Source organism: Coprococcus sp. HPP0074, from assembly GCF_964238105.1.
Taxonomy (GTDB): Bacteria; Bacillota; Clostridia; order Lachnospirales; family Lachnospiraceae; genus Faecalimonas; species Faecalimonas umbilicata.
Map to the genome: position 1 here is coordinate 52,104 of NZ_CAXSKS010000004.1, position 13,761 is coordinate 65,864.

The 13,761-nt window shown below is 41.6% G+C and carries 14 protein-coding genes; all 14 read right to left on the minus strand.

The window, feature by feature from the left end; all coding sequences use genetic code 11:
- Positions 1–34: 34 nt before the first annotated feature.
- The 14 genes from ACESPO_RS06440 to asnB all read right to left on the minus strand — a co-directional run bounded on the left by ACESPO_RS06440 (position 35) and on the right by asnB (position 13,684).
- Positions 35–286 carry a DUF6472 family protein gene (locus tag ACESPO_RS06440; protein ID WP_008977027.1) on the minus strand — a complete coding sequence of 84 codons (252 nt, stop codon included), beginning with the start codon at positions 284–286 and terminating at the stop codon, positions 35–37.
- 27 nt (positions 287–313) lie between these two features.
- Complete coding sequence (locus ACESPO_RS06445; protein ID WP_117577847.1) at positions 314–1,201, minus strand: magnesium transporter CorA family protein; 888 nt, start codon at positions 1,199–1,201, stop codon at positions 314–316.
- A 326-nt stretch (positions 1,202–1,527) separates the two neighbouring features.
- On the minus strand, positions 1,528–2,187 hold the full coding sequence (locus ACESPO_RS06450; RefSeq protein ID WP_016439550.1) for a PHP domain-containing protein: 660 nt from the start codon (positions 2,185–2,187) through the stop codon (positions 1,528–1,530).
- A 247-nt stretch (positions 2,188–2,434) separates the two neighbouring features.
- Positions 2,435–3,622, minus strand: coding sequence for a glycosyltransferase family 4 protein (locus tag ACESPO_RS06455; protein ID WP_009263338.1), 1,188 nt, complete (start codon positions 3,620–3,622; stop codon positions 2,435–2,437).
- A gap of 326 nt (positions 3,623–3,948) precedes the next feature.
- Positions 3,949–4,824, minus strand: coding sequence for a LysR family transcriptional regulator (locus tag ACESPO_RS06460; RefSeq protein ID WP_008977030.1), 876 nt, complete (start codon positions 4,822–4,824; stop codon positions 3,949–3,951).
- Positions 4,825–4,914: 90 nt separating this feature from the next.
- Positions 4,915–5,487 (minus strand): chromate transporter, encoded by a 573-nt coding sequence (locus ACESPO_RS06465; RefSeq protein ID WP_270602198.1) that lies wholly within the window; start codon positions 5,485–5,487, stop codon positions 4,915–4,917.
- Entirely contained in the window at positions 5,488–6,066 is a 579-nt protein-coding gene (locus ACESPO_RS06470; protein ID WP_009263339.1) for a chromate transporter, read from the minus strand.
- A 226-nt stretch (positions 6,067–6,292) separates the two neighbouring features.
- Positions 6,293–7,129 carry a carbohydrate ABC transporter permease gene (locus ACESPO_RS06475; RefSeq protein ID WP_008977033.1) on the minus strand — a complete coding sequence of 279 codons (837 nt, stop codon included), beginning with the start codon at positions 7,127–7,129 and terminating at the stop codon, positions 6,293–6,295.
- Positions 7,129–7,995, minus strand: a complete 867-nt coding sequence (locus ACESPO_RS06480; protein ID WP_008977034.1) for a carbohydrate ABC transporter permease — start codon at positions 7,993–7,995, stop codon at positions 7,129–7,131. The genes ACESPO_RS06475 and ACESPO_RS06480 overlap by 1 nt, the downstream gene beginning before the upstream one ends.
- Positions 7,995–9,272 (minus strand): ABC transporter substrate-binding protein, encoded by a 1,278-nt coding sequence (locus ACESPO_RS06485; protein ID WP_008977035.1) that lies wholly within the window; start codon positions 9,270–9,272, stop codon positions 7,995–7,997. Before ACESPO_RS06485 ends, ACESPO_RS06480 begins: the two co-directional genes overlap by 1 nt.
- A 130-nt stretch (positions 9,273–9,402) precedes the next feature.
- A complete protein-coding gene (locus ACESPO_RS06490; RefSeq protein WP_117577857.1) occupies positions 9,403–10,296 on the minus strand; it encodes a cation efflux transmembrane domain-containing protein in 894 nt (297 codons plus the stop codon).
- A 120-nt stretch (positions 10,297–10,416) separates the two neighbouring features.
- On the minus strand, positions 10,417–10,818 hold the full coding sequence (locus ACESPO_RS06495; protein ID WP_499788614.1) for a NifB/NifX family molybdenum-iron cluster-binding protein: 402 nt from the start codon (positions 10,816–10,818) through the stop codon (positions 10,417–10,419).
- A gap of 615 nt (positions 10,819–11,433) precedes the next feature.
- Positions 11,434–11,988: a peptidylprolyl isomerase gene (locus ACESPO_RS06500; RefSeq protein WP_008977038.1), complete on the minus strand. Its 555-nt coding sequence runs from the start codon at positions 11,986–11,988 to the stop codon at positions 11,434–11,436.
- Between the two features lie 157 nt (positions 11,989–12,145).
- On the minus strand, positions 12,146–13,684 hold the full coding sequence (asnB, locus tag ACESPO_RS06505; RefSeq protein WP_035102976.1) for an asparagine synthase (glutamine-hydrolyzing): 1,539 nt from the start codon (positions 13,682–13,684) through the stop codon (positions 12,146–12,148).
- Between the last annotated feature and the right edge of the window lie 77 nt (positions 13,685–13,761).

Below are 13,761 nucleotides of genomic sequence, written 5' to 3' on the forward strand. Positions count from 1 at the left end.
CTTCTCATCTTTATCTAGTATAGAAACTGCCCTATTATATCTGCTTCTTCACAATCTGGTACTCGTCTCCGAACTGATAATATGGACAATCCCGGAATTCTCCCCGGACAAACCGATACATCTCATCCTCATCCAGATTTTTGCTGCACACATAATACTCATACTCTTCATCGTATTCATAATTCATACAGCTCTCACAGTTTGTTATCCTTCGTTTTTGTGTACTTTTCTTTGTCACTGACCTTGTCAGAGATTTCCCTTCTGCCTTTTCTCCGATTGTTTCCATTTCATTTTATCCTTTCTTCCTCAACAACTACTCAAACCACTTTTTCTTTCGAAAAATCCACACTTCCACTGCCACAATGGCAAGACAAATTGCACTTACTACTATATAACCGTATTTCGCGTCCAATTCCGGCATATTTTTAAAATTCATCCCATACCATCCAGCAATCAATGTCAGCGGCATAAAAATGGTTGTAACGACTGTCAGAATTTTCATAATTTCATTCTGTCTAATATCAATCTGTGTCTGGTGCATTTCTCTTAACTGCATCGAATATTCTTTCAGATTCTGCACCATCGCATATAACCTTTCTGCTCGCTCGTAATACAGTCCGAATAAAAACTTATCCTGCTCATCTCCTAATTCCGCCGCATTCTGCTGAAGGGTCTCGCCAACATCTGACAACTGTTCATAATAGGCGCTCAATGCGGATAAATCCTTTCTGACCTCAAGCAGACTTCTGTTGAAGTCCTTTAATTCCCCATCTAGAAGCATCTCTTCCATCTGAGTGAGTTTCTCCTCATACTGCTGCAAATACAGCATATCATCTTTGATCAGATACTCCATAAAATCAAACAACAATAAGGATGCTGATGTAATATCTGTCATCTGATATCCCTGCATCTCGTCCAAAATTCTACGGACCTCTCCGTTGTTCTCAATAAAGATCAGTGTATCCTCTAACAAATAATATCCAAACCGAATCTTCTCTGCTGAAGGGTCTTTCTTCCGCGGAATTGAAAATGTCCCCGACACTCTCTGGTAGAAACGGTCTGCCTTACAAAACCGAATCTGCTCCAACTCATTACCTTTAAAGCTTCTTGGAAACTTCTCCGCATACAACCTTTGAAATTCTTCTGGCGTCAACAACTCAATCTGACAGGACTTTTGGCTGTCCTCCCACTTATAGTTCATCGTTTTTCTCCTTTTTCTAAACTTCTTTAGATTATTAAGAAATCCTTTTCTCTTTTGTCACACTTTCCTCACAACTTTATTTTATCATAACCTTATCAAAACAAAGAAGTCAATGGTTGCATTTATACTTTTATTATTTGTGGCTATTGTACTTCGCCTAACTACTACGTTTTGCGTTTACATAGAGCTTTTTCTTTTTAGCCGGTCAAGATGTATACAACATCTTTCCGGCTTTCTCCACAAAGTGAAAGAAGAAACTCACCTCCCCCGGCAGAGTTTCTTCTTTCTATGAGTTTTCATTACTTTCGCCTTCTGCCATTTCCCTTCTATTCTTTTAACAGAAATGGCTTATGTATCGGCGTCTCCATATCCCAGATTTTATATTCCCCTTCCCAATAATAAGCAGGTTTACACCCGCCGCTCTTGAACACGCGCATAAAATCTTCCATCGTATACACATCTTCCGGGAAATACGTCGCGAAAAATCCTACTTTCTCTCTTACATGGCAATCGCTGGAACCTACGGTAACCAACCCTAACTCTTTGGCATAATCTGCCGCCTTTTTATTTGCTTCCGGCAATGTGCTTCCATTTAACACTTCCACCCCGTCCAGCCCATGAACAATTTTCAAATTCTCTTCCAGCCCACGGTTGTTGTTACGAAACGGATGAGCACTGAAGCAAATTCCTCCCTGCGCTTTCACAAGGTCGATAAATTCCTGAGCATTCACTCGCTCTTTCGGATATTCTTCAATTCCGAATGCTACAATATCTCCTTGTAAGGAAAAAAATTCAATTCCGACAAAGATTGGAAATCCAGTCTTTTCTGAATATTCCGCCGCATACTCTTTCAGACCCATATCATCGTGGTCTGTAATGCAGACTGCCCCCAGCCCTCTCTTTTTTGCCAACTCTACGATTTCCTCTAATTTTAAGTGACTATCTTTGGAATAGGTACACTCATGCATGTGTAAATCAATAAACATTTTACGCCCTGATTCATTGGTCTTCCCCCTGAATCTTTCCCCTTTCTCTGTATCTTTACACCGAAATCCTGATGAAAAATTCTATTTTCCCGACAAGTGTACAACCATCTATTGACAAGCAAGAATATCTCTGCACACTAATCACTTCTAAAAATAATGTTATCACTCCAGCCACGTTTTTTCTAATAGAAATATAAAATAAGACAGAACACTTATTTGTTTTATCTATGAGTAACCCAAATTTTCTTTATCTCAATACACATTCGCTGATTTTTCTCCAGGAAATCTGAGAAAGCTGTGGAGTTTCTTCTTCTGTTTGTTCCAACTTCTGCCGCAATGCTTCTGCCAATCGCTGTTCAAATGCCGGGAGTTCTTCTGCCACCGGCTCATCGGCGTTCTCCATCCTCGGAAGTTTCACGAAAGTAATCTGCTCTCCCGGAACATTTTCCTCAAACCAGTCTTTCATTCCCGGAATATCTGAACAAACTACTTTGCATCCGCATGCCATCGCTTCAATATTGACAAGCGCCAGCCCTTCAAAAAAAGAAGGGAGTATAAATACATCGCTTTGTCGAAATTGCTCCGCCAATTCTGCTTGAGACAACATTCCTAAAAACTGGACCGGATAGCGACATTCTATCGCCAGTTGCTGTATCTGCTCATATTCCTCCTCCGGCCCATGTCCACCTGCAAGCACAACTTTCAATTTTTCTTTTGGATACGGAAGATAGGAAAACGCACGCAGCAGGCTGCATACTCCTTTCTTTTCTGAAACTTTTCCCGCAAATATAATCTGAAACGATTCTTTCTTCTCCTTTTTTTCACCAGTTTGAAAAAAGATCTTATCATTGTAACCGACACCGGCAACTTTTATTTTTTCTTCTTTGACTTGAAAAATTCTTTCGATTTCCTTCTTTTGTTCCCTGTGCAGTGCGATCACTCCGTCTAACTGCCGAATACGTTCCTTGATATACTCTCGCTCCAGAGTATTCTTTTCTATCTGCCGCAGATCCGATCCATGACAGATGGCAATGATCTTTTTCCCCGGATACCATTCCCTGACCATCGCTGCCAGAAGATAAAGGTGATGACAGACAATCACATCCGGGTTCAGTTCCCTCACTGCATCTTCAATCGTACGGCAAAATATTTCCCGAAATTGCCCCAACATCTCTGATGTCAGATCCTTGTAGCATGTGCTCTCATACGGCATCTCGTCAGACATCCCCGTAATTGCAAATGGAAGTGCCTCTGTCTGATAAAATACCGGATAGAACTTCACCCCATCAGGAAAATCAACCTGATCTTCCTCGTAAACTCCCCCGACAACAGACTGTTCATGTCCCGCTTCCGCCCAGTTTTTCACAAGTTCTGTCAGATAGACACCGCTTCCCGTGCTGTGTGGTTTCTGTGCTGTAATACTCAAAATCTTCATTCTCTTTTGTCCCTCTTTTTTTCCTCTTCATTTCTTCTGCTGTCTGGAAAGGCAGATACACTGCCTTTTCATCTACATGAAATAAATTTATTATACCACACTCTACTTGATTTTTGTGTCGTCTACCAGACTTTTCGTTAAATGTACTTAAACAAAATCATAGCTGATCCGATTTAGCTCTCCTCAAGTGCATTTGCCATCTCTTCCTGTCTTTATCCATTTCTCTTGAATCTTTTTCTTTTCGCATCGGCCTTTACTTACTTTAAGCATAGCAAAGCGCTGATTCTTCCACAACTGAACAGATCTCAACAAAATGTCCGGAAAAATTAACAACTGCTCAATAAAATTTCCTGAAGTACTTTGATTTCCTCTGACAAATATTTATTTTTATGAATGGCAAGATGAATGTTCCTTGTGACACTGATCTCCTTTAACGGCAGTATGACAATGCTTCCGTCTTCTGCCTCTTTCTCAATCATTCTTCTTGAGAAAATGGCAATCCCTCTTCCACGGATCACCGCATTTTTAATTGCTTCCGTATTCGTACTGCAAAATGTCCTGCGAAGCTGTACTCCACGATCCTCAAACATCTTTTCAATCTGATTGCGCTCCGCGCTGCCACTTTCTCTGCTAATGTATGACTCCCCCTGGAGCATCTCCAATGTCACACTTCTCTCTTTTGCAAGCCAGTGATCTCTTCCACAAACAACAACCATCTCATCCTTACAGACAGGTGTCAGGACGAGATCCTTGCTTTTTAAAATTCCTTCCACAATTCCAAGATCCACTTCATTATTTAAAATCTGTCTCTCAATCTCTGAAGAATTGCTCACATTGACACTGATCATACATTCTGGAATCCGTTTCTCTGCCTGATCCAGAATATCATTGATCAGGCATGTGCCCACAGATACGCTGCATCCAATCCTCAGACTTGTTGTTTCTACTGCCCGGTTCATCGCCGCTTCCATATGGTCGAACGAATCGAGAATATGACGGGAAAAAGAGAGCATCAGCTCTCCTTCTTTCGTCAAATATATCTTTTGTGAAAGCCGTTCAAACAGCTTTACTCCATAATGTTTCTCAAGTTCTGAAACTGCCTGGCTGATACTCGGCTGAGAGATGTGCAGCATCTTTGCCGCCTTGCTCATCCCGCCGTAATCTGCTACCGCCGTAAATATTTTCAAATGCCTGATCGTCATATATTCCTTCCCTTCTATCTTGGTCCCTGCTCTTCTTTTTCCCTAAAATCTTCGGATTTTTCTGCTTTTCCGGATGAACCTCACAGTGATTTAGATGGCTCCCAACAGTGCATAAATTACCGTCCCGACAACACCGCTTCCCAAAATAATTGCAATTGCGCTTACTTTGTATTTCCTCAGGAGGAACAGTGCTACGACAAAAATCCCCAACTCTACAACGCGAAGTTCACCAACTACCACTTCTCTTAACTCTGCCTGGAATAATCCCAACATCAAAATAGACGCACCTGCAGAGGCGATCAGAGATACGACTGCCGGCCGCATTGCTCCAAGAACAATCTGCACACCACCAACCGAACGATATTTATAATAGAAATGTGCAAGGATCAGACAAATGCAAAAGGATGGTATGATACATCCAATCGAACAGAGCAGGACACCTGGAATCCCGGCAATCCGCATTCCTACGAACGTTGCTGAATTGATGGAAATCGGTCCCGGTGTCATCTCTGCAACCGTGATCAAATCTGAAAATTCTTCCAGTGTCATTAACCCGTAAATATTGACAATCTGTTCCTGAATCAGTGGAATAGCAGCATATCCACCGCCTACACTGAACATTCCAACTTGTATGAAAGCAAAAAATAATTTTAATAATAACATTTATGCAACCCCTCCATTCTTTTTCCGAAAAGTTCCTACAGCAAGGTCCAGCAGACCAATTCCAAGACAAGCGAGAATAATGATCATTGCGCTGACATCCAACAGATACGTCGCAACAAAAGCGATGATCATCATGGAAATATACAGAATCCGTTTTGTCTTTATCACATTTCCAGCAAGGTTAATGACTACGTCAAAGATAACCGCTGCCACACCTGCCCGCATCACCTGCAGCGCTGTACTGATATACGGATTTGTACGGAACTGTTCATAGAACAGTGAGATGATGGAAATAATGATCATCGGCGGAAGAATTGTACCAAGAATAGCCGTCAGTGAACCTATTACCCCTGCGATCCGATATCCGATGATCACCGAAGCATTCACCGGAAGCGGACCGGGCGCTGACTGTGTGATCGCCGTCACATCAAGCATCTCATCCTCCTCCAACCACTGCAGCTCTTCCACAAATTTTTTCTTCATCAAGGATACAATGACAAATCCCCCTCCGAATGTGCATGCACTGAGCACAAACATTGACTTAAATAACACCCATAGTTTACTATAATCCTTTTTCATAATGCTCTCCTCCATTTTCTATGTAAACCTTCTCTGGTCTTCCCTGTTTCCGAAATGAGTTTATCACACTCTATATCATTTGTAAAATACATAAGTTTTATATAACTTATAGGCTATTACTTATAGTATTTTTATCTTTCCCTCAAAATATTAAAAAAAAGACTGTTGAAAAATGTTTTTTCATTTTCCAACAGTCCCACACTTCACCCTCGAAAAAAGGAAGGATCTAACCTTTTACAGATCCACGCATCATCCCGGAAATCAAAAACTTTCGAAAGATTAACGCTGTAATGGCCGGCGGAATCACAGTTATAATCCCTGCTGCAGCAGTCAGACCGTATTGAATGGAGTCCTTTGTCATGAACTCTGATACAACGATCGCCACCGGTTTTGTCTCCACAGAAGAAGCGAGAATTAACGGAATCTGAAACTGATTCCATGTGTTTAAAAATATGATCAATGCTGCTGAGAGGATGATCGGATAAGAAATCGGAAGAAAAATCCTCATAAAAACAGCAAGCCTTCCGCAGCCATCAATCACTGCCGCTTCTTCTAATTCTTTTGGTATCGTAGAAAAATAATTGGACATCAGCCAGGTAATCATCGGAAGATACGAACTGACATAAACAAGGCTGAGCCAAAATACGTTATCCAACAACTGTCTGGCAACAAAAATCCGAAACAGCGGAATGATCGTCGCCATGACAGGAATGACCATCGTGATCAAAAGAAGATTCCGGATAAATTTTCTCCCTTTAAATTCCATACGACTCAACGTGTATGCACTCATCAGACAGATTGGAATCCCAACCAACAAAGTCATGCCAACCGCTTTTAACGAATTTGCGATGCCGGCAAACAAAAGCTGTCCTTTCCGACTTCCTCCAAACAGTTCCAGATAGTTTTTCCAGGTAACTACTTCCGGAAGAAGCGCTGTCGACTTCGCAAGCATCGCATGCTCCGGAGTAATAGACAAAATAAACGCCCACACAAATGGTCCAAGCGTCAGAAGAAGGAATACAAGTAAGCACAAAACATACCCTGCTTTTTTCAACCATTTCATTAGTATTCCACCTCCTTATTCAGACTCCGCAAGTAAAAGATTCCTAAGATTGCGGCGAGGAACATTACCAGATAGGTAACTGCGCTTCCTTTTCCAAAGTCCAGGAAACTAAAGGTCGTCAAATAGCTTTCCACAAGGATATTTTTCCCCAGATCGCTATAACCAGATAACGCAACAATCTCATCAAAAACATTGATCGCTGTCACCGAAGTGGATGTCACTCCGATTCCAATAAACGGAAGCATCAGCGGGAACGTGATCCGCCGAAAAATATTTGGAACATTTGCGCCATCGATTTTTGCAGCTTCATATAATTCATGTGGAATCGACTGTCTTCCGGCAAGACATACCAGCGCCATAAACGGAATGCTCCTCCAAATTACTACAATGGATACGACAAAGAGAAGTGTCCACCTCGAATTGAGCCATTCGACCGGCTGATCGACCACTCCCATTCCGATCAGCAGCTTGTTCATCAGACCGTATCCCGGGTAAAAAATAAATCTCCACAAAATTCCATTTACATAAGGCGGCAGTGCCCACGGAAGAACCGCAACTGCAAGCAGAACTCCGGAAAACTTTACTTCAATATTCAAAAACAGAGAGAGCAGCACCCCGAGAATGGTTGTTCCAAACAAAATCAGTACGAGAAGGAACACCGTATTCTGGAGGCTGTACCAGAAGGACTCTGATTTTAAAATATTTATGTAGTTATCGAATCCAATAAAATGAACGTCATTTGGCGCAGTCAGTTTCCAATACTTTAGGCTGTAAGAAAAGGTTGCTGCAATCGGATAAAATACTAATACACCCATGATCAATATCATGGGTGTGAGTAAAAGATATGGTAAAATCTTCTTTTTCATTATTTCTGTCCTGCTAACTCAGTGATCTTAGTATCCATTTCTTTGAAAGCTTCCTCAGCTGTCAGTTCACCAAGAGCCATTTTGTTGATTGCATTGTACATTGCATTGCTCATCTCCGCATAGTAAGACGGGATTCCATCCGGGAATGGAGAAGAAATTAACTTCGCCTCTTCCAGCATTGCACCAGCATTCTGAATTTTATCATCGTTGATGAGTTCTTCTAGCACTGAATTTCTTGTTGGAATCGCACTGTTTGTTTCGTTTAATTTTTTCTGCATATCAGCAGATGTATACCACTCAACAAATTTTTTCGCTGCTTCTTTGTTTTTAGAAAATTTTGTTACACCAAGCGCTTCTGGAAGAGCCATTGTCACTTCGGATTTTCCTTCTTTTCCCGGTGTAAGGATTGGTGTAATCTGTCCGACAACACTGCACTCCTCTGGATTTGTGCTTCTGGATACAAAAGAAGTCGGTCCTGTTAAGAAGCTTGCGCTTCCACCTGTCAGACGTTTATAGGCATCCATACCAGATGAAGTCTTATCTGCCGGATCTACAAGTTCTTCCTGAATCAGAGTTTCCATGTACTTTAAAGCCTCTGTTACAGATTCTTCATTTAAAGTACCATCTTCATTATAGACAACACCATTCATCGTATATGCAAGCCACATCAAGCAAGTCGTTGTTTTTTCCTCTGCATTTAATGCAATTGCAAAAGGATGCTCTACTGTCCCTGTAGATTTTAATGTTCGGCATGCTTCCAGCACATCCTCCCATGTCTGAGGCTCCTCTGTGATTCCGGCTTTCTCAAACTGTTCTGTATTATAGTAAGATAAACGGTAATCGTTTGCATATGGGATTGCAAGCACTTTTCCATCTTTTGTAAATGTTTCCAGAGTAGGCATATCTGCTTTTACTTCATCAGAAACGTCTAATGGCTCTAACCAGTCAGCCGCATAAAATTCACCAACCCATGACCAGTCTACTTCTACCACATCTGCAACGGCCTGTCCTCCTGCAGCTGCAGTAACCATTTTTTCACGAATATCATCCCAGCCAACTTCATTGACTACAACTTCTATTCCTGTTTCTTTTGTAAATTCATCCAGCTGTTCATCTGTAGGGACTGCCCAATCAGGAGCCATAAATGTAATAGACTGCGCTTCTTTTTTATCTTCTTTTTTACTTCCTTCAGTTCCGTCGGCTTTGGAACCGCATCCTGCTAAAGCAGTCACTGACATAGCAGTCACTAATAATAAACTGACTAATTTCTTTTTCATCTTGTTTCCTCCTTGTATTGTTTTCTATTCCTTTTTAGTTTAACAACGGAATACATGTAATTCAAGCTGATATTATAAATAATCATGTAGGTGATGTCAATGCAATTGTTTCCTCTTTCCAAATCATATTTTATTTTCCGGGTACTAAAATCAATTCACAAGTGCATTCCTGGTATTTTTCCTTTACCTGCTCATTTACCTGTCTCAATGCAGACTCCAGGTCCCGCACAGACATACTTTCTGTTGCAATCTGAAAATAAACTGCGATCCATAAATGTCGTCCTGTCTTAGTCACATCATAAAACACAGGGGAAAACTGATATTTCTCTAAAATCGGATTGCAAAGTGTTTTAATCTCATCCACTACATGTTTTTCCGGTGAAAACAAAAATACTTCTTTTATCGCATTCCACAATACTTTCACACTTTCCGGAAGCATGAAGATCATCACTACTACCGCCACAATCTGATCAAAATATGGAGCTACAAACGCAATCGGTGTTCGCTCTAAATAAAGTGATATGAAAAAAGCAAATGACATACCCAAGCTGTAAACAATATCCAATTTCCATCCTAACAATTCTGCTTCGATGGTAGGAGAGGATAAATTTCTGTTCCACTTTTTCATAATCACAAAAATAATAATACTTGCTATCCCCAAAAATAATTGAAAAACAGAAATTTGTGCATTATTCACCGCATTACCACCTGCTAATGCCGACTCAATAATCTCTGCCGAAACTCCCATTGTCACTGACAGCATCATGACTCCTTTGATAATGACAAATATGGACTCAATCTGAAAATATCCATAGGGATGTTTTTCCGATACCGGCTTATGAAACAATGGTGTTAAAAATAGTAACAAAGCAATAAATACTAATTCGGAAGCATCATATACCGCATCCGTCAAAGCTGATTGTGAGTGACTGTAAATAGAAAATATAAATTCTATGACAGCAAACGCAAGTCCTGAAATAAAGGACATCATTAAAATCCGCTTCTCTTTCTTTTCTGTTATCATGACATCAACCTTTCTTCTTAATAGTCTGATCTTTCTATTTTGTACCTGCTCCCAGGTCTTACAGAAGTAGAAAATAGACTACCGTTTTTCCGGTAGCCTATGAATCTCTTATTTATTCTTTTAATGTCCGCAGTGACCACTTCCGCATCCGCCGCCTGCACAGTTCTCATGATGCTCGTGTTCCCCTTCACGATGACTGCATTTCACATTTGGATCATAAGAAAGTGCTTCGTTTAAAAATGCCTCAACAGCTTGATCTGCCTCTCCGGTCACTCCTCCATAAAGCTTGATTCCCACTTCCGCAAGCGCTGCCTGTGCGCCGCCTCCAATACCGCCGCAGATTAAAACATCCACTTGATGCTCCGCAAGCAGTCCTGCAAGCGCTCCATGTCCGCTTCCGTTCGTGTCTACAACTTGACTCGTTGTGACTTTTCCGTCTTCCACCTCATAAAATTTGAAGTGTTCTGTGTGTCCAAAATGCTGAAACACCTTTCCTTCTTCATATGTTACTGCAATTTTCATTTGAATCTTCCCTCCATTTCGATTCTGTCAATGCCAGTAAACAAAGTTCTTTTCTCTTTATTTATGAACCACACTGGTATTTCTTTTTTATTATACATCCAAAACGGAAGCCTTACAATCTTATCGTCCCTTTTCTTTTCAATTCTCTTTTTAAGAAGAAACGTCTGTGACTTCATTACAGAATTTTCTTTTTGTTTCTGCGATGATATAGCCATCACAGATCACATACTATCGTAAGGAGGATTACCATTATGCACATTCAATTAGACGAACGTCTTACCAGTTATATGAAAGAACATCACAAAGAAAATATTCTGATCACTTCTATGCTCTGCCATACTTGAGGCGGCTCCCGGCTGGAGGTTTCAGCAAGATTTATCGACACAGAGGAAACTGCCGCATTAAAAGCAGATCATTTTCAAGTATTCCCTCATCCACTTGGGAACGTCCTGATCCGCCGTATCCCACAGCACATGGAGGAAACAGTGACACTTGGACTCTCCAAATTTTTTAAAAGGATCACGGTGCAAGGAATCTACTCCGCATAGCAGCCCGTTTTTTCGCACTCCCCCTTTGTAGATACTGTCATTCTAATTGATTGGCATGACAGTATCTCTACCCTAAAATAACCGGCTCATCATATTCGACTCCCCATGTTTCTACTATCACTTTTTCCATGTATTCCGGCTCAATCGGTTCATTGACATCCACTCCCGGAATTCCAATATCTACTTTTTCTGTCGGAAGTGCTATAATCTGTTCCACAACTTCCCAGCCTTCTATGACTTTCCCAAATGCCGCATAGCCTCCATCGAGACGTTTGCCAGCTTCATCCGTCAGTGTAATAAAAAAACAGCTTCCCGAAGCTACATTTCCCTCTCCGCCCATCGCGACAGTCCCGCGCTCAAACGGAATATCATTCGGAAACCCGTTATTTCGATATTCTCCATCGAGTGAGATTGCACACCTTTCATCCTCAAAGTCAGAATAACTCGGCTGCAATACAAATCCCGGTGCAATCCTTCTAATCTTCCGGTGATCAAACAGTCCTTTTTTCGCCAAAGAAATAAAACAATTCACCGTATTTGGCGCCTCTTTTGGGTATAGCTCTACCTTAATGTCCCCAAATCTTGTCACAATAATTGCAATAGGATTTCTTTTTTCTTCCATATCCCTCTCTCCTTTTTCTCAAACTTTTCATTTGTGATCCGCTTTTTCTGATAGGAAAAACGTGCGTGAAACCTCTCCAGCTTTTCACACACGTTTTTTGAACCTTCCTTATATCCGATGCAGCAATGCTGCTCTCATGCCATCTGCCAGTGCACGATTAACGCTTTACAAAATATTCTTCATACCATACAAGGAACGTATAGATTGTCCAAACTTTTCTCCAGTTGTCAGAATTTCCTCCGACATACTCATCAAAGATTGTATTGATCTCTTCTACATTGAAGAATTTCTCTGCCATCTCGCTGTGGAATTTGGCGCGCACATCTTGATTATAGCGGTCATCTGCCATCCAGATACGAATTGGCACGATAAATCCGAGTTTCTTTCGGAACGCAATCTCTTCCGGCAGCATTTTCTGTGCCGCTGTACGGAACGCAACCTTATTCTGCTCTTCATTCACTTTATACTTCGAAGGCATTCTCGATGCAATATCGAAAATACGCAAATCTGTCAACGGCATACGAACCTCAAGTCCTGCCGCCTCACTCATCTTATCTACATTGAGGTAAATATCTCCCTCCAGCCAGATCTGGATATCGATATTAGACATCTTTGTCAGAGGATCCAGCCCTTCCATCTCTTCGTAAATACTCTGTGCCACTTCGATTGGCAGTACGTCCGGGTCATATTTTTTCAATATTTTCTTCTTCTCGTCTTCTTTCATAATGTTCGTGTTACCGACATAGAAGTTCTTTAGATTCTCCCCGTATCGCTCTGCATTGCGGTACATATTGTACCCACCGAAAAATTCATCTGCACCTTCTCCTGAATAGCAGATCTTCGTATGCTCTGCAGTCGCCTGACATCCAAGTGCAAACACAATCGCAGAAGCATCCCCAAGCGGCTGCTCCATATTGTACATGACATATGGGACAATATTAAAATATTCCTCCGGATTGATCACACGTCTGGAAATCTTACGTTCTAAAATGCGCGCAGTCTCTACAGCCAGTACGGACTCATCGAACCGTTCTTCCTCATAACCGCATGTATCCGCAGTATCGGCATCAGACATCGCAAGTACATAGGAAGAATCCACTCCGCCTGACAGGAAAGACTCCACTCGCTCGTCTGAAGTCTTTACTTCCTTCATGATCTCGCCAAGTGTCGTGTGGATCTCGTCTGCCCATTCCTCAAGAGACTTGCTGTCATCCGGATGAAATTCCGGCTTCCAATAGCGCTTTACTGTCACTACTCCGTCCTTCCAGATAAGGTAACGTCCCGGAAGCAGTTTCTTCAGTCCGCGGAAAAACGTATTCTCTCCTGCCACGTAAGTCAGACTGAGATAGATCTGCAGCATCTCCTCATTCAATTCTTTGACAAACCCTGGCTGCTCCATGATTCCCCGGATTGTTGTTCCATAGAGAAGCTGTCCATCTTCCGTCTCATAATAGTAGAACGGCTTCGTGCCAAACTGGTCTCTGAGACAGAATAGCTGTTTTTCCTCTTCATCCCAGAGCGCAAAAGCAAACATTCCATACAAATGCGCTGCCATATCAAACTGCCATGTCTCAAATGCCCGGACCAAAATCCGCTCCTCTCTCTCTCTTCTGGATAAGCTTTTGTCAATGCAAAGCTCTTCACAAAGCGCCTCCCAGTTGCGAATATGTCCTCTGTATTCCTGAACTTTTATCATATGTTTCCCATCCTTATAAAGTGTAAATTCATCGGTTTCCAAAATACATTCAGGAAGAGAAAACTCCCTTCCCGCTT